At 70.7% G+C, this 22,438-nt stretch carries 22 protein-coding genes; 9 read left to right on the top strand and 13 right to left on the bottom strand.

All coding sequences use genetic code 11. The features are described 5' to 3' along the window. Window positions 1-79: 79 nt before the first annotated feature. The 5 genes from ACFWRT_RS18505 to ACFWRT_RS18485 all read right to left on the bottom strand — a co-directional run bounded on the left by ACFWRT_RS18505 (window position 80) and on the right by ACFWRT_RS18485 (window position 5,581). Window positions 80-631: a bacterial proteasome activator family protein gene (locus ACFWRT_RS18505; RefSeq protein ID WP_109164715.1), complete on the bottom strand. Its 552-nt coding sequence runs from the start codon at window positions 629-631 to the stop codon at window positions 80-82. Between the two features lie 98 nt (window positions 632-729). Then, the gene (locus ACFWRT_RS18500; RefSeq protein WP_380955880.1) at window positions 730-3,591 is read right to left on the bottom strand and encodes an FtsX-like permease family protein; all 2,862 of its coding nucleotides are present in this window, start codon (window positions 3,589-3,591) and stop codon (window positions 730-732) included. Next, window positions 3,588-4,433 carry an ABC transporter ATP-binding protein gene (locus tag ACFWRT_RS18495; RefSeq protein ID WP_380955882.1) on the bottom strand — a complete coding sequence of 282 codons (846 nt, stop codon included), beginning with the start codon at window positions 4,431-4,433 and terminating at the stop codon, window positions 3,588-3,590. Before ACFWRT_RS18495 ends, ACFWRT_RS18500 begins: the two co-directional genes overlap by 4 nt. A 119-nt stretch (window positions 4,434-4,552) precedes the next feature. Further along, complete coding sequence (locus ACFWRT_RS18490; RefSeq protein ID WP_380955883.1) at window positions 4,553-5,185, bottom strand: PadR family transcriptional regulator; 633 nt, start codon at window positions 5,183-5,185, stop codon at window positions 4,553-4,555. A 93-nt stretch (window positions 5,186-5,278) separates the two neighbouring features. Then, the gene (locus tag ACFWRT_RS18485; protein WP_380955885.1) at window positions 5,279-5,581 is read right to left on the bottom strand and encodes a hypothetical protein; all 303 of its coding nucleotides are present in this window, start codon (window positions 5,579-5,581) and stop codon (window positions 5,279-5,281) included. Between the two features lie 106 nt (window positions 5,582-5,687). On the opposite strand from ACFWRT_RS18485, the gene ACFWRT_RS18480 reads away from it, so the two are divergent. After that, the gene (locus tag ACFWRT_RS18480; RefSeq protein WP_380955886.1) at window positions 5,688-6,149 is read left to right on the top strand and encodes a hypothetical protein; all 462 of its coding nucleotides are present in this window, start codon (window positions 5,688-5,690) and stop codon (window positions 6,147-6,149) included. Window positions 6,150-6,225: 76 nt separating this feature from the next. Here ACFWRT_RS18480 and ACFWRT_RS18475 read toward each other — a convergent pair whose 3' ends face one another. After that, window positions 6,226-7,914 carry a protein kinase domain-containing protein gene (locus ACFWRT_RS18475; RefSeq protein WP_380955887.1) on the bottom strand — a complete coding sequence of 563 codons (1,689 nt, stop codon included), beginning with the start codon at window positions 7,912-7,914 and terminating at the stop codon, window positions 6,226-6,228. 371 nt (window positions 7,915-8,285) lie between these two features. Here ACFWRT_RS18475 and ACFWRT_RS18470 point away from each other — a divergent pair, with 371 nt between their 5' ends. Beyond that, on the top strand, window positions 8,286-9,935 hold the full coding sequence (locus ACFWRT_RS18470; protein ID WP_380955888.1) for a protein kinase domain-containing protein: 1,650 nt from the start codon (window positions 8,286-8,288) through the stop codon (window positions 9,933-9,935). 113 nt (window positions 9,936-10,048) lie between these two features. On the opposite strand, the gene ACFWRT_RS18465 is transcribed toward ACFWRT_RS18470, so the two are convergent. The 3 genes from ACFWRT_RS18465 to ACFWRT_RS18455 form a co-directional block, all read right to left on the bottom strand. After that, entirely contained in the window at window positions 10,049-11,080 is a 1,032-nt protein-coding gene (locus ACFWRT_RS18465) for a phosphotransferase (protein WP_380955899.1), read from the bottom strand. Window positions 11,081-11,143: 63 nt separating this feature from the next. Beyond that, the gene (locus tag ACFWRT_RS18460) at window positions 11,144-11,593 is read right to left on the bottom strand and encodes a pyridoxamine 5'-phosphate oxidase family protein (protein WP_380955889.1); all 450 of its coding nucleotides are present in this window, start codon (window positions 11,591-11,593) and stop codon (window positions 11,144-11,146) included. An 87-nt stretch (window positions 11,594-11,680) separates the two neighbouring features. Further along, on the bottom strand, window positions 11,681-12,340 hold the full coding sequence (locus ACFWRT_RS18455; protein ID WP_380955891.1) for a response regulator: 660 nt from the start codon (window positions 12,338-12,340) through the stop codon (window positions 11,681-11,683). Between the two features lie 349 nt (window positions 12,341-12,689). Here ACFWRT_RS18455 and pdhA point away from each other — a divergent pair, with 349 nt between their 5' ends. The 3 genes from pdhA to ACFWRT_RS18440 are packed head-to-tail and all read left to right on the top strand — an operon-like array spanning window position 12,690 to window position 16,279. Next, window positions 12,690-13,850, top strand: a complete 1,161-nt coding sequence (gene pdhA / locus ACFWRT_RS18450; protein WP_380955893.1) for a pyruvate dehydrogenase (acetyl-transferring) E1 component subunit alpha — start codon at window positions 12,690-12,692, stop codon at window positions 13,848-13,850. Between the two features lie 2 nt (window positions 13,851-13,852). Next, window positions 13,853-14,833 (top strand): alpha-ketoacid dehydrogenase subunit beta, encoded by a 981-nt coding sequence (locus tag ACFWRT_RS18445; RefSeq protein ID WP_030563182.1) that lies wholly within the window; start codon window positions 13,853-13,855, stop codon window positions 14,831-14,833. 12 nt (window positions 14,834-14,845) lie between these two features. Next, on the top strand, window positions 14,846-16,279 hold the full coding sequence (locus ACFWRT_RS18440) for a dihydrolipoamide acetyltransferase family protein (RefSeq protein ID WP_380955894.1): 1,434 nt from the start codon (window positions 14,846-14,848) through the stop codon (window positions 16,277-16,279). A gap of 66 nt (window positions 16,280-16,345) precedes the next feature. On the opposite strand, the gene ACFWRT_RS18435 is transcribed toward ACFWRT_RS18440, so the two are convergent. Beyond that, complete coding sequence (locus tag ACFWRT_RS18435; RefSeq protein WP_380955895.1) at window positions 16,346-16,774, bottom strand: ATP-binding protein; 429 nt, start codon at window positions 16,772-16,774, stop codon at window positions 16,346-16,348. Between the two features lie 191 nt (window positions 16,775-16,965). On the opposite strand from ACFWRT_RS18435, the gene ACFWRT_RS18430 reads away from it, so the two are divergent. Then, window positions 16,966-17,853, top strand: a complete 888-nt coding sequence (locus tag ACFWRT_RS18430; protein ID WP_380955896.1) for a helix-turn-helix domain-containing protein — start codon at window positions 16,966-16,968, stop codon at window positions 17,851-17,853. Further along, complete coding sequence (locus tag ACFWRT_RS18425) at window positions 17,850-18,035, top strand: DUF397 domain-containing protein (protein WP_380955898.1); 186 nt, start codon at window positions 17,850-17,852, stop codon at window positions 18,033-18,035. Before ACFWRT_RS18430 ends, ACFWRT_RS18425 begins: the two co-directional genes overlap by 4 nt. A gap of 83 nt (window positions 18,036-18,118) precedes the next feature. Here ACFWRT_RS18425 and ACFWRT_RS18420 read toward each other — a convergent pair whose 3' ends face one another. The 3 genes from ACFWRT_RS18420 to ACFWRT_RS18410 all read right to left on the bottom strand — a co-directional run bounded on the left by ACFWRT_RS18420 (window position 18,119) and on the right by ACFWRT_RS18410 (window position 20,255). Continuing rightward, window positions 18,119-19,021 (bottom strand): D-alanyl-D-alanine carboxypeptidase family protein, encoded by a 903-nt coding sequence (locus tag ACFWRT_RS18420; RefSeq protein ID WP_380949603.1) that lies wholly within the window; start codon window positions 19,019-19,021, stop codon window positions 18,119-18,121. A gap of 154 nt (window positions 19,022-19,175) precedes the next feature. Then, window positions 19,176-19,916, bottom strand: coding sequence for a cation efflux transmembrane domain-containing protein (locus ACFWRT_RS18415; protein ID WP_380949604.1), 741 nt, complete (start codon window positions 19,914-19,916; stop codon window positions 19,176-19,178). Window positions 19,917-19,919: 3 nt separating this feature from the next. After that, complete coding sequence (locus ACFWRT_RS18410; RefSeq protein WP_380949605.1) at window positions 19,920-20,255, bottom strand: ArsR/SmtB family transcription factor; 336 nt, start codon at window positions 20,253-20,255, stop codon at window positions 19,920-19,922. 127 nt (window positions 20,256-20,382) lie between these two features. On the opposite strand from ACFWRT_RS18410, the gene ACFWRT_RS18405 reads away from it, so the two are divergent. Then, entirely contained in the window at window positions 20,383-21,066 is a 684-nt protein-coding gene (locus tag ACFWRT_RS18405) for a GntR family transcriptional regulator (protein ID WP_380949606.1), read from the top strand. Continuing rightward, window positions 21,063-22,370 (top strand): MFS transporter, encoded by a 1,308-nt coding sequence (locus ACFWRT_RS18400; RefSeq protein WP_380949607.1) that lies wholly within the window; start codon window positions 21,063-21,065, stop codon window positions 22,368-22,370. Before ACFWRT_RS18405 ends, ACFWRT_RS18400 begins: the two co-directional genes overlap by 4 nt. Window positions 22,371-22,438 lie beyond the last annotated feature (68 nt).

Below are 22,438 nucleotides of genomic sequence, written 5' to 3'. Positions count from 1 at the left end.
ACAGCCGGCACACACGGTGGTGTGTGCCGGGCCCCGCGGCCTTTTCACGCGTCTACAGGTACGGCCCCGAACGAGCCGTTTACAGGTACGGCCCCGAGCGGATCGGGCCGTGCGGGTCCGCGCCGCCGCCTTCCTCGTCCTCGTGGGCCATTCCGGGCGGCAGCGCGCGGCGCATCTGCTCCAGTTGCGCGCGGGCCGCCATCTGCTGGGCGAACAGCGCCGTCTGGATGCCGTGGAAGAGGCCCTCCAGCCAGCCCACGAGCTGGGCCTGCGCGATCCGCAGCTCGGCCTCGGAGGGCACCGACTCCTCGGTGAACGGCAGGGAGAGCCGCTCCAGCTCCTCCACCAGCTCCGGCGCGAGACCGTCCTCCAGCTCCTTCACGGAGCTGGCGTGGATCTCCTTGAGCCGGACCCGGCTCGCCTCGTCGAGAGGAGCCGCCCTGACCTCCTCCAGAAGCTGCTTGATCATGCTGCCGATGCGCATGACTTTCGCGGGCTGTTCGACCATCTCCGTCACCGGGACCTCGCGCGACTCGTCGTCACTGGCACCGCCGCCGACAGCCATTCCGTCCTGGCCCACGACAAGGACCTGCGGGTGCTCCTGCGACCGGTCATTCCTCGGCATTTCCATGCCGCCATTGTCTCGCACACATGCCGTACACCACATTGGTGCCCCCGGAAACGGATGATCCACCGTCTCCGGGGGCACCGGAAGGGCCCAGGGGGGCGCTATCCCGCCCGTCGGGCCAGCTTCTGCCGGGAGCCGGTGAGGGCGGCGGCGAGCAGCCCGGCCAGCACCGGGACGACCAGGGCCAGCAGCGCGATGGTCTCCCACGGCATCACGATCGGGGTGTACGCCGACTCCATCGGATCCGCCCGCATGTCCGCCAGCGCCGCGCGCAGGTCGGTCAGGCGCAGCGCGACCGCCGGCACGATCCCCGCCAGTGTCCCCAGCAGCACCCCGGTCAGGGCGACGACCAGGCACTGGAAGCCGGAGAGCGAGCGCCGTACGCCCGGGGGCGCGCCCACCGCGCTGAGCGTGGTGAGGTCGGCTTCCGCGTCGGCCTTGGAGAGCCCGGTGGTGATGGCCGCCGCGCCCAGGGTCACCACTCCGGCGAAGAGGGCGAGGATCAGCAGGATCGCCGCGTCGTCGTCCTCCCGCCGGGTGTCGTTCGGGGTCATCACGTACGCGCGGTTTCCGGCCTGCTCGATCGCCGCGTCGGTCGCCTGCCGCTCGGCGTCGTTCGGCTCGCGGCTCAGCGTGTAGATGCTGGCGTGCTCCTCGGTGTGCAGGCCGAGTTCCTCCGCGGTCCGCTGCGGCAGGATCATCCGGATGCCGGGGGTGGACGCGTACCGGTCGGGAGCGACGTACACCTTCAGCCGGTCCGTGGTGGTGCGGGCCTTGCCGGGGTGGAGGGCCCGGTTCTTCTTGTCGCGTTCGCTGTAGGTGTGGACGGCCTTGAGGGTGACCTCGCCGTTCTTTGCGTACGCCGGGTTGAGCAGCACGGGTGTGCCTGCGGCCAGGGCCTTCGCCGCCGCCGGGTCGTCAAGCTTCACGTACGACGTGAGCAGCCCGGCGTCACCGATGACGATCTTGCTGTCGTCGTTGCCGAGGGAGACCGAGGTCCACCGCTCGTCCACGCAGGCGGGGGAGTTCATCAGCCGCTTGTGCTCGTCCGCCGAGATCCGCAGCGCGAGTTCCTTGGCGCCCTTGCCCGACAGGGGGCAGGAGTGGCCCTCTCCGGTGGGTTTGACGAGCCCGATGGTTCCGCAGCCGTTCTCCTCCTCGTAGTACACCGAGCAGTCGCTGCCGGCCCAGACCCTTCCGACGTCGGCGCGCCCGCCGTTGACGGGGTAGTTCTGCTCGACGGCGGCCCGTGCGCGGGGCAGGTTGGCCTGCTGGGAGGTGTCGAAGGCCATCACCGCCGCGGTGCCCGCGGTGAGGTCGGGCTGGTGGTCGTAGGCCTGCTCGGCGGCGTTGCTGCTGGTGTACGTGGCGATGGCGACGCTGCCCGCGACGGCGGCCATCACGGCGGCGACGGCCGGTGCGGTACGGCCCCGGTTGCGGGCCGCGTCGCGCAGGGCGATGCGGGGCGTCAGCGGCAGCCGGCGGCCGAGCCGGCCGAGGAAGCCGACGATGACCGGGATGCAGCAGAGGAGCCCCAGCTCGGCGAGGACGGAACCGCCCGCGACCAGATTGACGGTGCCGCTGACGCCTCCGTACACGGCGAGGGCGACGCCGCCCGCCAGCACGAGGGAGCCGACGACCGGCAGCACCCGGGAGCTGCGGCGGGAGCCGCGGCGGCCGGTGAGCGACTCCAGGACGGACTGGCGGCCCGCCACGATCGCCGGGGCGAGTGCGGCGAGGACACCGGTGACCAGGCCGAGTACGGCGATGGCGAGGATCTCCCAGGGCTGGACGGTCAGTTCGCCGAAGCGGCGGCCGGTGAAGTCCTCGATCATCGGGCGGAACAGGGCGGTGAGGCCGAACCCGGCCCCGACGCCGACGACCGCGCCGACCGCGCCGAGCACCGCGCCGCCCGCGAGCACCACGGCCCGCACCTGGCCGCGGGTGCCGCCGCACGAGCCGACCAGCCCGAGCTGGCGGCGCGAACGGCGGGCGCCCACGGCGAACGCCGGTCCGGCCAGCAGCACGATCTCCAGGACGGCCATGGCGGCCACGGTGAGGGCCGCCGCGGTCATCTCCGCGTCGTCGGTCTCCCAGCCGCCCATCTGCGCGGCCATCGGGACCTCGGAGTCCGGCGGCGGGTCCAGGACGACCTGCCGGGCCCGTACCACCACGCCCTTCTCGTTGGCGGCGCGCACGTCCGACCAGGTCACGCCCGCCCCGGACGGACCCTGGACCAGCCACTTCCGGTCGCCGGCCTGCGGCGGGAGGATCTCCTTGTCGCCGTCGGCGGTCTTCTGCCACGGGGCGATGACCGCGCCGGGGACGGCGAACAGGGACTCGGACTTCAGGTCGGCGGGCAGTTCCACCGAGCCGGTGAGGGTGTAGGCCTGTTCGGGGCCGCGCACGGTGACACGGTCGCCGACGGAGAGCCCGGACGCCTTGAGGAAGGCCCCGGTCGCCGCGATCTCGTCCTTGGCCTTCGGGTAGGCGCCCTCGGTCAGCTCGACCCGGCCGCGCAGCAGCGGGTCAGCGACGGCGAGTTCGGTGATCTGGGTGTCCGTGATGCCGTGGCGGGTCGTCACGGACGCGGGCAGGGACTGCTCGGTGAGGTACCGGGAGCCCTTGGGGAAGGTCGCCGGTACGTCGACGGGCTTGCGCTCGTCCTCGGGCAGCGTCTCCGGTGCGTCCTCGGGCGTGCCCCACATGATGCCGTCGGGCATCTGCTGCAGCCGGACCGGGCCCATGCCCTGGTCGACGAAGAGGGCGTCCGCCGCTCCCAGATCCGCCGTCAGATCCTCCGCGACGGTGGGCAGGGCGCTGCGGTACGTCAGGTCGGCGGCGGTCACCCCGAGGACCGGCAGGGCGATCATCGCGACGACGAGGGCGCTGCGGCCCTTGGCCCGTACGGCGTCGCGCCTGGCTATGCGGAAGGCAGCGCGCCACCCGGTGAAGAGGCTCACTGGGCGGCCTCGGTGGATCCGGAGGTGCCGGAGGTGCCGGATGACCCCGGGGACCCGGGGGCTCCCGCCGCTCCCGCCGCTCCCGCTGTGAGCAGCGAGTCGGCTCCGGTGGTCAGCGTCTGGTCGACGATCGACCCGTCGCGGAGGAAGACGACCCGGTCGGCCCAGGCCGCGTACCGGGGCTCATGGGTCACCATGACGCCTGCCGCGCCCTGGTCGCAGCGGGTGCGGAGCAGGGCGAGGACGGCCTCGCCGGTCTCGGAGTCGAGCGCTCCGGTCGGCTCGTCGGCGAGCACGAGGCGCCGGTCGCCGACGAGTGCGCGGGCGATGGCGACGCGCTGCTGCTGGCCGCCGGACATCTCGTCGGGGAAGCGGTCGGCTATCTCGGTCAGCTTCATCTCGGCCAGCGCGGCGAGGGCCTCCTTGCGGGCCTTGCGCACGGAGACACCGTCGAGTTCGCGGGGCAGCGCGATGTTCTCGGCGGCGGTCAGGGCGGGGATGAGGTTGTAGTCCTGGAAGACGTAGCCGACGCTGCGGCGGCGCAGGGCGGCGACGCCCTTGCGGCCGAGGGCGGCGATGTCCTGACCCTCGATGATCACCTGGCCGCTGGTGGCGTTGTCGAGCCCGCCGGCCAGGGTCAGCAGGGTGGACTTGCCGGAGCCGGAGGGCCCCATGACGGCGACCAGCTCACCCGGATACACCGAGAGGCTGATCCCGCGCAGGGCGTGCACCTCGGCGATGCCGGTGCCGTGGGTACGGGTGAGGGCCCGCAGTTCGAGTACGGGGTCGCCTGCGGGTGTCCCGGGGGACGGCGGCGGCGGTGTGGCGGCGGGCGAGGACATGGCGGGTGGTTCCCCCTAGGACGAAACGCGCTGGTCGTGGAGTGCGGAACGGGAGTGCGGAACGGGAACGCGGTACGGGAATGCGGAACGGGACGTGGGCGGCTGAGGCGGAGCCCGGCTCAGCGGCGGGTCTTCGTACGCCCCGGGCGCCCGGTCAAGGCGCGGGCCGGGCCGCGGGTGGCCGCCGGGCCGGGTTCGGCCGAGGGCTCGGTGGCGGCGGCCCCGGCGAGGCGGACGAGCCGCGACTCGCAGTGGTCCAGCCAGCGGGCCTCGGCCTCCGCCTGGAAGATCAACTGCTCCACCACGAGGAGCCAGGCGACCTCGTCCCGGTTGGCGGGGACGTCGGCCAGCGCCTGGGCCTTGAGCCGGGTGAAGTCCTGCATGGCCTTGAGGGTGTGGTGGCGCTGGGACTGGATGACATCGCGGATGTCGACGCCCGGGGCCCCCACGGCCATGGCGAGCTTGATCGCCAGTTCGTCGCGGGGCGGACTGGTGCGGTCCACCGGGGTCTCGAACCAGTTGCGCAGCTCGGCCCGGCCGTCGCCGGTGATCGCGTAGAGGTCGTGCCCGGCCTCGTCGGCCCCCTCCTGCACGACCATGCCGTCGCGCTCCAGGCGGCTGAGCGTCGTGTAGACCTGGCCGACGTTCAGCGGCCAGGTGGAGCCGGTGCGCGACTCGAACTCGGTGCGGAGCTGGGAGCCGTACCGAGGGCCCCGCTCCAGGAGGGCCAGCAGCCCGTGACGGATCGACATACTGAGTATGTATACCGAGTATGTTGTTCATGGCAAGTCCCCGGACAAGTCCCCGGGCCCGTCACCGGACGGTCCTGCCACGGGGTGGGGCGGTCAGTTCACGCGACGCAAGCGGAGGGCGAGGAAGGCGATCCCGAGCCCGACCAGGGCGATGCCGGCACCGAGCGAGACCTGCTGCACCTGCCGTACGGCGGCGGCGTCCAGGGCGCGTGCACCCGCGGCTCCCGGATCGCTGAACGCCTCGGGCGGCGGGGTGAAGACCGGCAGGTCGGAGGCGCTCTCCTCGGGCTCGTCCGACGGCTCGGGATCAACCGGTGCCTGGGCCCGCGCCAGCTCCAGCGGGGTCAGCGAACGCCCGGGGCGGGCCTTCCCGGCCCCGGCCTCACGCCCGGCCATCGGTGCGGTCGACCCCGACACCTCGACGGAAGCGGAACGGCTGGGAGAGGGGGAGGCGGAGCCTGCGGGAGCCTCGGCACCGTCCACGGTTTCCCGGTCGGCATCGGTGACGCCGGACGACGGCGGCACGGGCGACGGCAGCAAGGGCAGCGGCAGGGGGGAGGGGAGGGCCGAGGCGGAGGACGTACCGCCCGACGAAGCACCGACGGCCGGCGTGCCACGAGGAACCCCGGGCGAGGCACCGGACGAAGCGCCCGGGGAGGACGGCGCGGCACCAGGGCTCGACGCTCCCGGCGGCACAGCCCGCCCGGAAGGCCCGTCGGTCACCGAAGACCTGTCGGTCACCGAAGACCTGTCGGTCACCGACGACCCGACGGTCACCGAAGACCCGAAAGCAGCCCCGCCCGACGCCCCCCACGGCCCCAGCGCCGCGCCGGCCGTCACCAGCAGACAGACCGCGCACCTCGACGACCACACGGCCGGACGTCCTGGAGCCATGAGATCAGCGTCACACGCGCTCCTGCATCCGGCATCCCGGACGGCCCAGGAGGAGATAACCGGCCGTTAGGCGTCGATTGTCGCCACGAAACAGCGCCGGAACGGACGCCCGAGGCCCGCAACGATCACCGTGCGAACAGGAACGATCAGGAAGGCCGGCCCGTAGAGATCTTCAGCTCGAAGTGGGCGCCCTGCTCGGAGACGGCCGTACCCGAGGACGGGAACTGGCCCACGATCTGGCCCTCCGCGTACGTGTTGCCCGGCTCCTCGATCTCCTTGATCGTCCAGCCGGCGGCCTGCGCGCACTCCTTCGCCGAGAGGATGTCCTTGTAGACGAAGTTGGGCGCCTGGACCTTCTTCGGGTCGTTGGAGTCCTCGGAGGCGTCCGTGCAGGCCGTCGTCTTCATCACGCGGTTGCGCTCCGGCGGCCGGTAGCCGTCCTCCGTGGAGGTCTCGCTGGTGCCGGGGTCGCCGCCCTTGCCCGCCTCGTCGTCCTTGCCGTCGCCCTGGAGGGCGAGCGCGGTGATCAGGCCGCCCACGGCGAGGAGCGCGACGACGATCGAACCGACGATGACCGGCATGTTCCGCTTGCCGGAGGAGCCGGAGCCCGTGGTGCCGACGGCAGTCTGGTGCTGCGGGTTGATCGTGTACGGCGGCGGGGTCTGGTGGGCGAGCGGGCCCGGCGAGGGGTAGCCCTGGGCCGCCTGCGGGTAGCCGTAGCCCGGCGCTGGCGTCGGGGCCGGCTGGTTGTACGGCCCCGGAGGCCCCGGAGGCCCCGAAGGCCCCGGAGGCCCCGACGGGTACGGCGACTGCGCGTGCGGCTGGTACGGCGTCTGGACGCTCTGCGGGGCGGGGGTCGCCTGGTCGACGGGCGGGAACACCGCCGAGCCGACGCCCGAGCCGCTGTTGGCCGGTCCGCCCCCGGCGACGATCACCGGGGCGCCGGTCCGGCCGCCGGAGGCGTTCAGCACCCGGGCGATCTCGTCCCGCATCGCGGCGGCGCTCGGGAAGCGCTCGTTCGGGTTCTTCTTGAGGGCGCGGGCGACGAGCGCGTCCATCGCAGGGGTGACCGACCGGTTGATGGTGGACGGCGCGACCGGCTCCTCCTGCACATGCGCGTACGCGATGGCGAGCGGCGAGTCCGCGTCGAACGGGATCCGGCCGGTGAGGAGCTGGAAGAGCATGATGCCGACCGAGTACAGGTCGGAGCGGGCGTCCACACCGCGGCCGAGGGCCTGTTCGGGGGAGAGGTACTGCGGGGTGCCGACGACCATGCCGGTCTGCGTCATGGAGGTGACACCGGACTGCATGGCGCGGGCGATGCCGAAGTCCATGACCTTCACGATGCCGCGCTTGGTCATCATGACGTTGCCGGGCTTGATGTCGCGGTGGACCAGGCCCATCTCGTGGCTGGTCTCCAGCGCGGCGAGCACGTCCGCCGTCACCTTGAGCGCCTTGTCGGCGGGCATCGCCCCGTACTGCCGGATGTCGTCGGCCAGCACCGAACCGAGCGGCTGCCCCTCGACGTACTCCATGACGATGTACGGCATCAGCGCGCCGCCGAGCTCGTCCTCGCCGGTGTCGAAGACCGAGACGATGTTGGTGTGCTGGAGCTTGGCGACGGCCTGCGCCTCGCGCCGGAACCGCTCGCGGAACGACTGCTCGCGCCCGAGCTCGGTGTGCAGGGTCTTGATCGCGACCTGGCGATCGAGGGCGGAGTCGTACGCCAGGTAGACGGACGCCATCCCGCCCTCGCCGAGCAGGTCGCGCAGTTGGTACCGGCCGCCTGCGACCGCCCCGCCCGCGTAGCGGCCCTGTGCGCCGTCCTGACTCATGACTTGCTTCCCCCTCGGCGGCGCGGGCTCCGGCACGCGCTGTCGTGCACACGCGATGTGGTGCACACGCGATGTTTCTGTAGGACGCGGATGCATACGACCCGGTTCCGTACGACGCGATTACGCGCCAAGTCTGCCCGAGGGGTCCGACACGTCAAGCCGGGTACCCGTTCCGTGACCCTACGCGCAGGAAGTGTCGCGGAAGCGTTACAGGAAACGCATGGATGAGCGGTGGAGGACACGCCGACCGGTCGGATGATCCGTCCGGTGCGGAACCTGGGTGTCCGGTGGAGGCTGTAGCGTGACGTGGCAATGCAGCAAGGCACCGTGAGAACCCGCGGACGCGCGGACAGATACGACGGCGAGGACTGATGGCACCCGATTCCGAAGCAAACGGCGGCGGATTTTCGGATGGCTCCGACGCCTGGGGTGTCGGTGGCGTCGTCGGTGACGGACGCTACCGGATGACCTACCGGCTCGGCCGGGGCGGCATGGCAGAGGTGTACGCGGCGGAGGACGTCCGGCTCGGACGTACGGTCGCGGTCAAACTGCTCCGCTCCGACCTGGCCGAGGACCCGGTCTCCAAGGCCCGCTTCACGCGTGAGGCGCAGTCCGTCGCCGGCCTCAACCACCATGCGATCGTCGCCGTCTACGACTCCGGCGAGGACACCGTGGGCGGCCAGACCGTCCCGTACATCGTGATGGAGCTGGTCGAGGGCCGCACCATCCGCGACCTCCTCCTGACCGCCGAGGCGCCGCCGCCCGAGCAGGCGCTGATCATCGTCTCGGGGGTGCTGGAGGCGCTGGCCTACTCGCACCAGCACGGCATCGTGCACCGTGACATCAAGCCCGCCAACGTGATCATCACGGACTCCGGCGCGGTCAAGGTGATGGACTTCGGCATCGCGCGGGCGCTGCACGGCGCCCAGTCGACGATGACCCAGACCGGCATGGTCATGGGCACGCCGCAGTACCTCTCCCCCGAGCAGGCGCTCGGCAAGGCCGTCGACCACCGCTCCGACCTGTATGCCACGGGCTGCCTGCTCTACGAACTGCTGGCGCTGCGGCCCCCGTTCACCGGTGAGACCCCGCTCTCGGTGGTCTACCAGCACGTCCAGGACATCCCGGTGCAGCCGTCCGAGGTCTCGGACGCGGTGCCGCCGGAGCTGGACGGGATGGTGATGCGCTCGCTGGCGAAGGACCCGGACGACCGGTTCCAGAGCGCCGAGGAGATGCGCGGGCTGGTCCAGTACAGCCTGCAGATGCTCCAGGTGCAGGGCGGTCACACCGGCACGTGGAACACCGGCCCGGTCGCGCACCACGAGGGCGGCCAGACCCCGCCGCACGGGATGACGGGCTCGACCCGGGCCATGGGCCACCCGGTGCACGGGGACACCTCGCAGGGTCCGATCCTGCCGCCGATGAACCCGGACGACGGCGGTTACAACGGCTACGACGGTGGTCGCGGCGGACAGCGGGGCGGTGGCCGGCGCAACAAGATGTGGCTCTTCGTGCTGCTCGCACTGGTCGCGATCGGCGCCGGAGTCGCCTTCGCCATCAGCGCCGCCAAGGACGACGACGGCAACAAGAAGACGCCGGTCACCCCGTCCACCTCGGTGAGCTCCTCCGAGGAGGAGCCGTCGGAGAAGCCGTCCGACGAGGAGCAGCCGACGGAGGAGGAGCCGGAGCAGCCGAACACCTCCACCGGCGGTCAGACGCAGCCGGAGCCGCCGCCGTACACCCCGCCGCCGACCAAGTCCCAGCCCTCTCTCACGCCGTCCCCGACCCCGTCCGACAACACGGATGCCGGGACGACGGACGGCAACACCAACGAGGGCACCACGGGCGAGCCGAGCGTCGACCCGACCGAGCCGTCCACCGACCCGGGCACCCCGGGCGGCGGCAACGGCGGGGAGCCCGGTGGCTCGGAGGGCGCGGACGGCGGTGCCAGCGCGGGCAGCGCCGGCAGCAGCGGCACGGGCGACACGGCCGGCCCGGCAGCGGGAGGCACCACTCCTTAGGGAACCGCGCAGCCTTTGCCGTGCACGCGCGGCCCTGACAGCGCACGCGTCACCTATAGGCGCACACGTCACCTATAGGCGGCACGCACGCTCCTACAGAGCACAGGGCCCCCTCATTCCGTGAAGGCCGCGCACACCGCCTCGTACTCACGGGTCCACCACACCGCCAGGGCCGACACCGCAGGGAACTGCGGGTCGGCCCTTCGGTCGTCCAGGCGGTAGCGCCAGCGGAGTATCCAGAAGTCGTTGAGCCGCTCCCACCACACCCGGTGCACGGCGGCGGCCAGTTCGGCCGCTCCCGCCCCCGCCGCACGCCGGTACGCGCGGGCGTACGCCCGTACCTTCGGCAGGTCCAGCTCCCCGCCCGGCTGCACGAAGAAGATGGCCGCCGCCCGGACCGCCTCCTCGGCGCGCGGCTGCACACCGAGCCGGTCCCAGTCCACGATCGCGACCGGATCGGCGCCCCGGTAGAGCAGGTTGAGCGGGTGGAAGTCGCCGTGCACCCACCCGGTGGCGGGCCCGTCCGGCGTCGGCGGCCGGCGGTGCGCATGGAGCTCCAGCAGCGCCCGGCGCTCCACGAGCCGGTGCACGGCCAGCTCGTCGAAGGCGTCGCGCGGGGTGTCCCGGGAGCGCTGCCCACGCGCTACGGCCAGCAGCTCGTCGATCAGCGCGAAGGTGTCGGCGGCGTGCGGACTGCCGTACCCGGCGGGTAACGACCCCATCGGAGGACCGGGTTCACCGTCCCGCGGCATGACCTGCTCAAGAGCGGTGTGTACGGCTCCGAGGAGCGTCCCGAGACGCCGCGACTGGTGGGGGGTGAGCTGGGATCCGACCCGGTGCAGTCCGTCGACCCAGGGGTGCAGGGCGAAGCAGCGGTCGCCGATCACGGTGACCGTGGTGCCCTCCGCGTCGGTCAGCGGCGGGACGACGGGCACACCGAGCGAGGCCAGGCGCTGGGTGGCGCGGTGCTGGCGCACGATCGTGGCGCGCTCACCGGTGGCGTCGTCGATGTGCTTCTTGTCGAGGTGGTGCTTGAGGAAGTAGGAGCCGCGGGTGGTGGACACGCGGTATCCGTGGTTCAGCAGGCCCTTGGTGATCGGCTCGCAGGCGAGCGGTTCACCCACGTCCGGGTAGCGGCGCAGCACCTCGCCGACCGGGGGAACTGGTGGGCGGGTTACATATGAGCGCGGCACTTACCAAATGGTAGATCACGCTGCGTGGCGGACAAGCGGACTTGCGCCGAAGCCCAGACTGTGCTCTGTGACGAAGTGCGGGTCGACCCGGAGGTAGGCCGGCGCGAAGGGTTCCCCGTTGGCGCGGACGGGGGCGGCTCCGAAGAGTTCTTCCTGCTCAGGGCAGGGATGGACGATCTCGGCGGGCCCGGTGAACTGCACGGACCACAGGCGCTCGCCCTCATCCTCCTCCGCATCGGTCGAGGCGGCGTTGTAGTTGTCCGCCCCATAGGCGACGACGCTCCCGTCGCACGCCTCGTGGTAACCGAAGCCGCTGTGCATCCGCAGCAGGATGCGGCCGTCGCACACCACGTGCCGGGCCACCGCCAGGAACGGCAGGGCGCGCATGCTGGTGGCGAGGCGGCCGTACGGGACCCGGCGGAGCAGCTCCATCGCCTGGGGCGCGGGGGTTTCGTCGGAGGGCATACGGTCCACTGTCCGGCACACGTAGGGGCCGGGTAAGAGTCCCCGGCCCCGGGTGGCGCGGGACCAAAGTCCCATGGACCTACCGGCTCAGCGACGCTCGGCCTGGAGCCGGGCGACGTACGCGGCCGCCTGCGAGCGGCGCTCCATGCCGAGCTTGGACAGCAGGCTGGAGACGTAGTTCTTGATCGTCTTCTCGGCGAGGTGCAGCCGCTCCCCGATGACCCGGTTGGTCAGCCCCTCCCCGATCAGGTCCAGGATCTTGCGCTCCTGCTCGGTGAGGTTGGCGAGCCGGTCGTCGCCCTTGGCGGTGCCGCCGTCGCGCAGCCGCTCCAGCACCCGGGCGGTGGCCACCGGGTCCAGCAAAGATTTCCCGGCGGCGACGTCCCGAACGGCATTGAGCAGTTCATCGCCCCGGATCGCTTTCAGCACATAACCCGACGCACCAGCCATGATCGCGTCGAAAAGCGCCTCGTCATCGGCGTACGAGGTGAGCATCAGGCATTTGATGTTCTCGTCCAGCGAACGGACCTCCCGGCACACCTCCACCCCGCTGCCGTCGGGCAGCCGGACGTCGAGCACCGCCACATCCGGACGCGTCGCCGGGATCCTGACCAGGGCGTCGGCTGCCGTGCCCGCCTCGCCGACCACCTCGATGTCGGGCTCGACGGAGAGCAGCTCATGGACGCCACGCCGGACGACCTCGTGATCGTCGAGCAGAAATACCGTGATTTTTCCATCTTCGCGCACGGTCGCAGTCTCACACACTCGCCCCCTCTCCGCTCTTCCCAGCCGCTGATCCGCGGGATAACGTGCCGTTGTTCCGGCGGCCTGCAAGGCTGTTCCCAGTGCTGTGACCAGCAGAGCTTCGTGATTTTTTCGATTTACTTGGAAATCCAAGCAAAAACGCAGGTCAGATAGGGTTTCGCAGTTATGCGATGCACTGGGTAACGTGCCTGTGACAGGGCGCTCGCCGGGGCACCTGTCACGCCTGTATCCCGGCCGAGAAGCACCCACCCCGTGCTCGGGTCCGGACACAGGCGAGCCGCACTGGTCTCCCGGCAGACCCCGGGGGCCGGACCGACGGAGGAGCACGCACGTGACCGTGGAGAGCACTGCCGCCGCGCGTAAACCGCGACGCGCCAGTAAGCGGACCAGCGCCGCGAAGAAGCCGCAGAGTTCCGAGCCCCAGCTCGTGCAGCTGCTGACGCCCGAGGGCGAGCGGGTCGAGCACCCGGACTACAGCATCGACCTGAGCGCCGACGAGCTGCGCGGCCTGTACCGGGACATGGTCCTGACCCGCCGATTCGACGCCGAGGCGACCGCCCTCCAGCGGCAGGGGGAGCTGGGCCTGTGGGCCTCGCTGCTGGGCCAGGAGGCCGCGCAGATCGGTAGCGGCCGGGCGTTGCGCGACGACGACTACGTCTTCCCGACCTACCGCGAGCACGGTGTGGCCTGGTGCCGCGGGGTCGACCCCACCAACCTCCTCGGCATGTTCCGCGGAGTGAACCACGGTGGCTGGGACCCGACGGCCAACAACTTCCACCTGTACACGATCGTCATCGGCTCGCAGACCCTGCACGCCACCGGCTACGCCATGGGCGTCGCCAAGGACGGCGCGGACTCGGCCGTGATCGCGTACTTCGGTGACGGTGCCTCCAGCCAGGGCGATGTCGCGGAGTCGTTCACCTTCTCCGCGGTCTACAACGCCCCGGTCGTGTTCTTCTGCCAGAACAACCAGTGGGCCATCTCCGAGCCCACCGAGCGCCAGACCCGCGTGCCGCTCTACCAGCGCGCTCAGGGCTACGGCTTCCCCGGCGTCCGGGTCGACGGCAACGACGTACTCGCGTGCCTCGCCGTCACCCGCTCCGCGCTGGAGCGCGCCCGCCGCGGCGAAGGTCCCACCCTGGTCGAGGCGTTCACGTACCGCATGGGCGCCCACACCACCTCCGACGACCCGACGAAGTACCGGGCCGACGACGAGCGCGCCGCGTGGGAGGCCAAGGACCCGATCCTGCGGCTGCGCATGTACCTGGAGAGCTCCGGCCACGCCGACGAGGCGTTCTTCACCGAGCTGGAGGCGGAGAGCGAGACCCTCGGCAAGCGCGTACGCGAGGTGGTGCGGGCGATGCCCGACCCGGAGCCGCTGTCGCTGTTCGAGCACGGCTACGCCGACGGGAACTCCCTCGTCGACGAGGAGCGTGCCCAGTTCGCCGCCTACCAGGCATCGTTCGCCGACTCTGCCGAGGAGGGCAAGTAGCCATGGCCGTGGAAAAGATGTCCATCGCGAAAGCGCTCAACGAGTCGCTGCGTCTGGCCCTCGACACCGACCCCAAGGTCCTCATCATGGGCGAGGACGTCGGGAAGCTCGGCGGTGTCTTCCGGATCACCGACGGCCTCCAGAAGGACTTCGGCGAGGACCGGGTGATCGACACCCCGCTCGCCGAGTCCGGCATCGTCGGCACCGCGATCGGCCTGGCCCTGCGCGGCTACCGCCCGATCGTGGAGATCCAGTTCGACGGCTTCGTCTTCCCCGCGTACGACCAGATCGTCACGCAGCTCGCGAAGATGCACGCCCGCGCGCTCGGCAAGATCAAGCTGCCCGTCGTCGTCCGGATCCCGTACGGCGGTGGCATCGGCGCGGTCGAGCACCACTCCGAGTCCCCCGAGGCGCTCTTCGCGCACGTGGCGGGCCTGAAGGTGGTCTCTCCGTCCAACGCGAGCGACGCCTACTGGATGATGCAGCAGGCCGTGCAGAGCGATGACCCGATCATCTTCTTCGAGCCGAAGCGACGTTACTGGGACAAGGGCGAGGTCGACACCGAGTCCATCCCCGGCCCGCTCCACAAGGCCGTCACCGTCCGCGAGGGCAGCGACCTGACGCTCGTCGCGTACGGCCCGATGGTCAAGGTCTGCCTGGAAGCGGCCGCGGCCGCCCAGGAGGAGGGCAAGTCGGTCGAGGTCCTGGACCTGCGCTCGATGTCCCCGATCGACTTCGACGCCATCCAGACGTCGGTCGAGAAGACCGGCCGGCTCGTGGTCGTCCACGAGGCGCCCGTCTTCTACGGCTCCGGCGCGGAGATCGCCGCCCGCATCACCGAGCGCAGCTTCTACCACCTGGAGGCCCCCGTCCTGCGGGTCGGCGGCTACCACGTGCCCTACCCGCCGGCCCGGCTGGAGGACGAGTACCTGCCCGGCCTGGACCGGGTGCTCGACGCCGTCGACCGCTCGCTGGCGTACTGAGGGATTGGGGTCGTGACGACGATGACACAGACGTCCGCTCGCTTCCGCGAGTTCAAGATGCCCGACGTGGGCGAGGGGCTCACCGAGGCCGAGATCCTCAAGTGGTTCGTCCAGCCCGGTGACACGGTCACCGACGGCCAGGTCGTGTGCGAGGTCGAGACGGCGAAGGCGGCGGTGGAGCTGCCGATCCCGTTCGACGGCGTGGTGCACGAGCTGCGCTTCTCCGAAGGTACGACGGTCGATGTCGGCCAGGTGATCATCACGGTGGACGTGGCGCCAGGGAGTGACGAGGAAGCTCCGGCTCCGGCTCCTGTGCAGGAGCCGGTGGAGGCCGCCGCTCCCGTTTCCGAGGAACCGAAGGGCCGTACGCCGGTCCTGGTCGGCTACGGGGTCGCGGAGTCCTCCACGAAGCGCCGCCCGCGCAAGGGGGCGGCTGCTCCGGAGGCCGCCGCGGTGGCGGTGGCGGTGCAGGCGGAGCTGAACGGCCACGCGGCACCGGCTGTTCCTGAGGCTCCGGTCGACGCGCCTCCGGCCGGTGGCCCGTTGGCGAAGCCGCCGGTACGGAAGCTGGCCAAGGACCTGGGGATCGACCTGGCGACGGTGGTGCCGACCGGCAAGGACGGCATCATCACCCGCGAGGACGTGCACGCGGCGGCCTCTGCTTCTGCGGCTGTGGCTCCTTCGGCCCAGGCCCCTTCGGTGTCCGAGCCGGTGGTGGCTGCTGCTGTAGAGGTCACCTCTTCCGCGCGCGAGACCCGCATCCCGGTCAAGGGAGTCCGCAAGGCGATCGCGCAGGCGATGGTGGGCAGCGCGTTCACCGCACCGCACGTCACCGAGTTCGTGACGATCGACGTGACGCGGACGATGAAGCTGGTGGCGGAGCTCAAGGAGGACAAGGAGATGGCGGGGGTGCGGGTCAACCCGCTCCTGATCATCGCCAAGGCCCTCCTGGTCGCGATCAAGCGGAATCCCGAGGTCAACGCGGCCTGGGACGAGGTCAACCAGGAGATCGTGCAGAAGCACTACGTGAACCTGGGCATCGCGGCGGCCACCCCGCGTGGTCTGATCGTGCCGAACATCAAGGACGCGCACGACAAGACGCTGCCGCAGCTCGCGGGGGCCCTGGGCGAGCTGGTCAGCACGGCGCGGGACGGCAAGACGTCCCCGGCGGCGATGGCGGGCGGCACGGTGACGATCACCAACGTCGGCGTCTTCGGCGTCGACACGGGCACCCCGATCCTGAACCCGGGCGAGTCCGCGATCCTGGCGGTCGGCGCGATCAAGCTCCAGCCGTGGGTGCACAAGGGCAAGGTGAAGCCGCGTCAGGTCACCACGCTGGCCCTGTCGTTCGACCACCGCCTGGTCGACGGCGAGCTCGGCTCCAAGGTGCTGGCCGATGTGGCGGCGATCCTGGAACAGCCGAAGCGCCTGATCACCTGGGCGTAGCGCTTCGCCGGTGGGCCCGTACGTGTTTGTCGCGTACGGGCCCACCGCCATGTCCGGGCCCGGAGTTCACCGTACGGAGAGCTCGGCGAACACGGACTTGCCGACGGTCCGGGGCTCGACGCCCCACCGGTCGGCGAGCTGAGCGACGATCAGGAGCCCGCGCCCGTAGCAGTCGTCGCCGTAGGGCCGCCGGAGGCAGGGCAGCCGTTCGCCCCGGGGGTCGCTGACGGCGACGCGGAGGACGAACTCGGTGAGCGTGAGGTGGACCCGGAAGAGCCGCCCACGGATGGCGCCGTGCAGCAGCGCGTTGGTGGCCAACTCGCTGACGATCAGGGCCGCGTCGCCGGCCATTCCCGGGTGCCCCCACTGGAGGACCATTCGGGCGGCCCGATGCCGGCTGAGCGAGACGGCACGAGCGGTGGGCGTGTAGTCGACCCGGTCCTCCCGGAGGACGGGCTCGGGGGTGGGTGCTGGGGTCTCCTGGGCTGCGGTCATGGTCGCGTGCCTCCGGGTGGGGGTGGGCGGTGCCGGATTCCCGTCCGCTGTGTGATCGGGGAAGTGCTGAACGTAGCGACAGAAAGCTCTTACGCTCAAGTGGTTCGGGGAATATCTTCCCCGAACGAGCGAATGAAGCACGCGGCCGGTGTGCTTGCTGGCACACTGGGCGCGATCAGCGGGAGGGCGAGATGCGGAATTCCGGAGTCGCTGCGCGCGGCAATCGGACGTCCACCGTGCTCGGGCGACGCCTTGGCGGTGAGCTGCAACGACTGCGGCTCGAAGCTGGCATGACGCAGCAGCAAGCTGCCGGATACCTGAGTGCGACGGCGACCAAGGTGGTGAAGATGGAGAGCGGGTGGGTTCCTGTCCGCGATCCGGACATCCGGGCGCTGTGCCAGTTGTACGGGGTGACGGACGACCGGGTAGTCGACGGGCTGTTGGACATCGCGAAGACGGATCGCGAGCGCCGCAAGGTAAAGGGCTGGTGGGACAACGGCCTTGTCCCGGGTGCCGTGGACTACATCGCCATGGAAGACGGCGCGCTGCGCAACAGGCAATGGCAGGTTGCCCTGATCCCGGGGTTGTTTCAGACGGCCGAGTACATCAGGGCGATGGGCGTGGCGGATCTGCCCTGGGACGATATCGACCAGCTTGAGGCCGTGGTGGAGAGCCGAGAGCGGCGCCAGCGACGGCTGCACGGCGACAACCCGCTGCTGATGCACGCCGTCATCTGGGAGGCCGCCTTGCGGCAGCTCATGGGTGGGCCGGATGTGATGCGACGCCAGCTCGATCACCTGTGTGAGCTGTCGGATCTTCCGAACATCCACATCCAGGTGCTGCCGTTCCGGGCGGGTGGACACAGCGGTGTCGGCGGACCGTTCAATATCCTGTCGTTCGGCGAGGACAAGGCTATCGACGTGGTCCACATGGACGCGTCGCGCTCCGAGATCTGGATCGAGGACGCGGAACGGAGCGCGGTCTTCATCGGGATGTTCAACAGCCTGGTGACGTCGAGCCTGTCGCCGCACGATTCCGTACAGTTCATGCAGAGCATCGCCAAGGGGATGAGGGAATGAGAGCATTCCGGTTCATCAAGTCCAGCTACAGCACCAAGGATCACGACTGCGTCGAGGTCGCCCGCAACATCCCCCGCACCGTCGCCCTCCGCGACTCCAAGCGCCTAGACGGCCCCGTCGTCACCGTCGCGCCCGCCGCGTGGGGCGCCTTCACGGCCGACCTGCGCCGGCAGCAGCCGTAGGCCCGTACGCCGTACCGAACGGCAAGGGGCCGGGCCCGCACGGCATGTGCGGGCCCGGCCCCTTGCCGTACAGCGCCTGCGGGCTACTTCTTGAACCCGTAGTCCATCAACTTCTTCGCGTCGGCGGTGCGGTTCGCCTCGGAGGACGACGTGAGCACCGTGCCGATGACCGTCTTGCCCTTACGCGTCGCGGCGAAGACCAGGCAGTACTTCGCGGTCGGGCCGGAACCCGTCTTCACGCCGAGCGCGCCGCTGTAGCTGCTGAGCATCTTGTTGGTGTTGGTCCACGACATGTAGCGGTAGCCACCGCTCTTCGTGGTGACCTTCTGCTTCGTCGACTTGGTCTTGACGACCGAGCGGAACGTGGCGTTCTTCATCGCCTGGCGGGCGATGATCGTCAGGTCGCGGGGGGTCGAGTAGTTCTTCCCACTGCTTATGCCGTCGAACGAGTCGAAGTTGGTGTTCTTCAGCTTGAGGCTCTTCGCCGTGGCGTTCATCTTGCCGATGAACGACTTCACGCGGGCCGCGCGGGTGGAGCCGGAGCCGAACTTGTCGGCCAGGGCGTACGCCGCGTCGCAGCCGGACGGGAGCATCAGGCCGTAGAGGAGCTGGCCCACGGTGACCTTGTCGCCGACGATGAGCCGGGCGGACGAGGCGTTCTTCGAGACGATGTAGTCGCTGTACGCCTTCTGGATCGTGACCTTGGTCTTGAGGTTCACGTTCTTCTGCTGGAGCACCACGAGGGCGGTCATGATCTTCGTGGTGGATCCGGTGGAGCGGCGGGTGTCCGCGGCCTTGCTGAAGAGCGACTTGCCGGTGCCGCTGTTCATCACGAAGCCGCCCTTGGCGACGATCTTCGGAGCCGGCGGCGCAGTGGCGGCCTGCGCCGTCGAGGCGAAGGCGCCGCTCGCCAGCACCGCACCCGCGGTGAGAGCCACGGTGCTCGTGATGGTCACGCGATTGATGCGCTTGATCCCGATTTTCAACTGAACGCTCCAAATGCCCCTGATGTGCGGCCACATATGGGTGCCGCTCGGTGATGAGACTTCTGGGACGGGCCAATGGATGCGTGCCGGACGAGTGAATTTGCGCAGCCTTGACCCTGAGCCCGTTCCTACGGCTACCCCGTCTGACCTTAGGTCAGCGGCCACCGGATTCCGCCCGGGTGTGGCACGTACAGCCGGGTCGGCAACCGCACGTCTCCGCCTCGGATTCCGCAGGGCCGGCGGAGTCCACCGTCGCGGTGGTCGGCGCGCAGCAGCCCTTGCCCTGCCAGGCGTCGCGGCCCTCCTTGACCGCGATGACGGCGATGGCGAGGGCGGCGACCGGGTCGGCCCAGGACCAGCCCAGCAGCGCGTTGAGGAGCAGGCCGACCAGGAGGACGGCGGAGAGGTAGGTGCACAGCAGGGTCTGCTTCGAGTCCGCGACGGCCGAGGCGGAGCCGAGTTCGCGGCCCGCCCGGCGCTGGGCGGCCGACAGGAACGGCATGATCGCGAGCGAGAGCGCCGCGATCACGATGCCGGTGAGGGAGCGATCCGCCTCGCCGCCGCCCGCCAGCGACCGGACCGCGTCGACGGAGACGTACGCGGCGAGCGCGAAGAACGAGAAGGCGATGAACCGCAGGGCGGCCTTCTCCCGGGCCTCGCGCACGGCGTGGTCACGGGCGGAGAACTGCCAGGCGACGGCGGTGGCCGAGGAGACCTCGATGACGGAGTCCAGGCCGAAGCCGACCAGCGCGCTGGAGGAGGCGATCGTTCCGGCGGTGAGGGCGACGGCCGCCTCGATGACGTTGTACGCGATGGTCGCGGCGACCAGCAGCCGTATCCGGCGGGCGAGCGCGTCACGGCGGGCCGGGGAGGGGCCGAGGGATAGCGCGGTCATGGGTCAGCAGCACCCGTCCGTCTCGGCGTCCGGGCAGGTCCGGTCGGTCTCCACGGCCACCACGGCGGTGCGCAGGTTGTCCAGGGCGTCGCCGAGGCGCTCGTCGGCCAGCTCGTACCGCGTCCGGCGGCCGTCCGGCACGGTGACGACGAGTCCGCAGTCGCGCAGGCAGGCCAGGTGGTTGGAGAGCCGGGTGCGCGAGACGCCCAGGGCGTCGGCGAGATCGGAGGGGTACGCGGGGGCCTCGCGGAGCGCGAGCAGCAGGCGGCAGCGGATCGGGTCGGCGAGCGCGCGGCCGAACCGCGCGAGCACTTCGATGTCGGAGGCGACAGTCAGCATGCGCCTGACGGTACAGCTCAGCGTGAATTCATGGAAGCATGAACTGTGCGGCGATGGGTGGGCGGGCCCGGGTCCAGAATCCGGACGCCCCTCCTCCATGCGTGCATGTTGTATCTATGCTGTGCGCATGCCTGCCGCACCCTCCGCCGCCACCCAGCCGCCGATCGCCTCCCTCAAGCAGCCGCCCGCCGCCGAGCGGGTCTACGCGCACATCAAGGACGCCGTCCTGGACCGCCGTTACGAGGGCGGGACGCTGCTCACCGAAGGGGGGCTCGCGGACGCGGTGGGGGTTTCGCGGACGCCTGTGCGGGAGGCGTTGCTGCGGCTGGAGGTCGAGGGGCTGATCAAGCTCTATCCCAAGAAGGGCGCCCTCGTGCTCGCCGTCTCCGCGCAGGAGATCAAGGACGTGGTGGAGACGCGGCTGCTGGTGGAGGAGTTCGCGGCGCGTAAAGCTGTTCCCGCGTCACCTCAGTTGATCGCGCGGCTCGAACAGCTTCTGGAGGAGCAGCGGCAGTTGGCCGAGGCCGGGGACCTGGCGGAAGTGGCTGTCAAGGACCGCTGTTTTCACGCCGAGATCGTCAAGAACGCCGGCAATGAGATCCTCTCGCGCCTCTACGACCAGTTGCGCGACCGCCAGTTGCGGATGGGTGTCGCCGTGATGGAGGCGCACCCGGGCAGGATCGAGGCCAACATCACCGAGCACAGCGAGCTGCTGGAGGCGATCCGGGGCGGGAACGCCGAGGAGGCCGCGCAGGTCGTCCGGCGGCACGTCAGCCGGGTGCGGGTGCTGGTCCGGGGTGAGGACCGGTGAGTTCGGCCGCCCCCACGCTCTCCCTGCCCGGCGATCCACCCGGGGGACGGCGTGCCGCCTGGGTCTGGGGCATCGGCGTCGCCGTCTACTTCGTCGCCATCATCTTCCGTACGAGCCTGGGCGTGGCCGGTCTCGACGCCGCCGACCGGTTCGACGTCAACGCCTCCGCCCTGTCGACGTTCTCCATCCTCCAGCTCCTCGTCTACGCGGGCATGCAGATACCCGTGGGGCTGATGGTCGACCGGCTCGGTACCAAGCGGGTCCTCACCATCGGGGCCGTCCTGTTCACGGTCGGCCAGCTCGGATTCGCGCTCTCGCCCTCGTACGGCATGGCGCTCGCCGCCCGCGCCCTGCTCGGCTGCGGTGACGCGATGACCTTCATCAGCGTGCTGCGGCTCGGCAGCCGCTGGTTCCCCGCCCGGCGCGGGCCGCTGATCGGCCAGGTCGCCGCGCTGTTCGGGATGGCGGGCAACCTCGTTTCGACCCTTTTCATCGCGCGTGCTCTGCACAGCTTCGGCTGGACCACCACCTTCGTCGGCAGTTCGCTGGCCGGGGTCGTCGTGCTCGTCCCGCTGCTCCTGTTCCTCAAGGACCACCCCGAGGGCCATGAGCCGCCGCCCGCCGAGCATGCGGGCGGTGCGTACGTCCGCAAGCAGATCGCCGCCGCCTGGCGGGAACCGGGGACCCGGCTCGGGATGTGGGTGCACTTCACCACGCAGTTCCCGGCGATGGTGTTCCTGCTGCTCTGGGGGATGCCGTTTCTGGTCGAGGCGCAGGGGCTGAGCCGGGGGACGGCGGGCACGCTGCTCACCCTGGTGGTGCTCTCCAACATGGTGGTGGGGCTCGTCTACGGGCAGATCATCGCCCGCCATCACGAGGCACGGGCACCCATCGCGCTGGGCACGGTCGCGACGACCGCCCTTCTCTGGGCCTGCGCGATCTTCTATCCCGCCGCGCACACCCCGATGTGGCTGCTGACGGTCCTGTGCGTGGTGCTGGGCGCCTGCGGGCCGGCCTCGATGGTCGGCTTCGACTTCGCCCGGCCCGCCAATCCGCCGGAGCGTCAGGGCACCGCGTCGGGGATCGTCAACATGGGCGGGTTCATCGCGTCCATGACGACGCTGTTCGCTGTGGGGGTGCTGCTGGACGCCACGGGCGGCAACTACCGGGTCGCCTTCGCCTCGGTCTTCGTCCTGGAGGCGCTCGGCGTGGCCCAGATCCTGCGGCTGCGCCGCCGCGCGGCGCTCAGGGAACGCGACCACCATGTGGTCAGCCGGGTGGAAGCCGTGCACGTGCCCGCGTGATCTGCGTGATCCGTGCGGCCCTGCGACCGGCGGCGGCGCGCCCGCCCGTCCGTCCGTCCGTGAAATCC

Source organism: Streptomyces cyaneofuscatus (assembly GCF_042718795.1).
GTDB lineage: Bacteria > Actinomycetota > Actinomycetes > Streptomycetales > Streptomycetaceae > Streptomyces > Streptomyces cyaneofuscatus_A.
The sequence above is the reverse complement of the archived record's forward strand: the minus strand, read 5'-3'. Positions and strand labels throughout refer to the sequence as shown.

Bases quoted from the DNA above. Each gene is read 5' to 3' on its own strand.
- ACFWRT_RS18505 (WP_109164715.1), bottom strand. From the start codon at position 631: ATGGAAATGCCGAGGAATGACCGGTCGCAGGAGCACCCGCAGGTCCTT.
- ACFWRT_RS18495 (WP_380955882.1), bottom strand. From the start codon at position 4,433: ATGTCCTCGCCCGCCGCCACACCGCCGCCGCCGTCCCCCGGGACACCC.
- ACFWRT_RS18490 (WP_380955883.1), bottom strand. From the start codon at position 5,185: ATGTCGATCCGTCACGGGCTGCTGGCCCTCCTGGAGCGGGGCCCTCGG.
- ACFWRT_RS18485 (WP_380955885.1), bottom strand. From the start codon at position 5,581: ATGGCCGGGCGTGAGGCCGGGGCCGGGAAGGCCCGCCCCGGGCGTTCG.
- ACFWRT_RS18475 (WP_380955887.1), bottom strand. From the start codon at position 7,914: ATGAGTCAGGACGGCGCACAGGGCCGCTACGCGGGCGGGGCGGTCGCA.
- ACFWRT_RS18470 (WP_380955888.1), top strand. From the start codon at position 8,286: ATGGCACCCGATTCCGAAGCAAACGGCGGCGGATTTTCGGATGGCTCC.
- ACFWRT_RS18460 (WP_380955889.1), bottom strand. From the start codon at position 11,593: ATGCCCTCCGACGAAACCCCCGCGCCCCAGGCGATGGAGCTGCTCCGC.
- ACFWRT_RS18445 (WP_030563182.1), top strand. From the start codon at position 13,853: ATGGCCGTGGAAAAGATGTCCATCGCGAAAGCGCTCAACGAGTCGCTG.
- ACFWRT_RS18435 (WP_380955895.1), bottom strand. From the start codon at position 16,774: ATGACCGCAGCCCAGGAGACCCCAGCACCCACCCCCGAGCCCGTCCTC.
- ACFWRT_RS18430 (WP_380955896.1), top strand. From the start codon at position 16,966: ATGCGGAATTCCGGAGTCGCTGCGCGCGGCAATCGGACGTCCACCGTG.
- ACFWRT_RS18425 (WP_380955898.1), top strand. From the start codon at position 17,850: ATGAGAGCATTCCGGTTCATCAAGTCCAGCTACAGCACCAAGGATCAC.
- ACFWRT_RS18415 (WP_380949604.1), bottom strand. From the start codon at position 19,916: ATGACCGCGCTATCCCTCGGCCCCTCCCCGGCCCGCCGTGACGCGCTC.
- ACFWRT_RS18410 (WP_380949605.1), bottom strand. From the start codon at position 20,255: ATGCTGACTGTCGCCTCCGACATCGAAGTGCTCGCGCGGTTCGGCCGC.
- ACFWRT_RS18405 (WP_380949606.1), top strand. From the start codon at position 20,383: ATGCCTGCCGCACCCTCCGCCGCCACCCAGCCGCCGATCGCCTCCCTC.